Source organism: Burkholderia latens, from assembly GCF_902499045.1.
GTDB classification, from domain to species: domain Bacteria; phylum Pseudomonadota; class Gammaproteobacteria; order Burkholderiales; family Burkholderiaceae; genus Burkholderia; species Burkholderia latens.
Genome location: NZ_CABVPL010000111.1, coordinates 1 through 602, shown reverse-complemented (window position 1 = coordinate 602; position 602 = coordinate 1). Strand labels below are relative to the sequence as shown.

At 64.8% G+C, this 602-nt stretch carries 1 protein-coding gene; it reads right to left on the bottom strand.

Translation table 11 applies throughout. The features are described 5' to 3' along the window. Positions 1–90: 90 nt before the first annotated feature. On the bottom strand, positions 91–602 hold a 512-nt coding region (locus tag BSE24067_RS32185; RefSeq protein ID WP_302479013.1), incomplete at its 5' end, for a group II intron maturase-specific domain-containing protein.

The window sequence follows — 602 nt, the reverse complement described above, 5'->3', positions numbered from 1 at the left end:
ATCGGGATAGGGGCGGTCAGAGAGTCTGGCCGATCCCCTCCCACACCACCCGGCATGCGGGTCCGCACCGGGCGGTTCGAGCAGTTGAGGTCATGAGAGTCGGGGTACGCCAAGATGGTCGAAGTAGGCGATCGGCATGGCACGGTTCAGCAGCCAGCGGCTGTTTCGCCACCATCGCCGACTGTTCGCGGCCACCCGGTAGGCATCCTCCTTCGAGGCACCCAACGCCAACAACTCCCGGTACATCGTCGTACCCCGACGCCAGTGCTTAAGCTGCACTGCACGCAACCGGTGCCTGATCCACTCGTCGAGTTCACGGAACACTCGCGGCGTCTGCGCGAGCTGGAAGTACGCTTTCCAACCCGGCATATAGGCCCTCAGGCGCTCCGCTACGTCCGCCAAGCTCCGCCCACCCGGGCGGCGGGTCAGCTCTCGGATGCGTTGCTTGAAGGTCACCAGTGCCTTTCGAGCCACCGCACATTTGATCCGGTCGCCCGCGCTGCGCCACAGTTCGTAGCCCAGAAACTTGCGTCCCGTCGCCTGAGCAACCGCCGTCTTGGCTTCGTTGACCTTCAGGCGGAGCCGGTCGTAGAGCCTGCGCA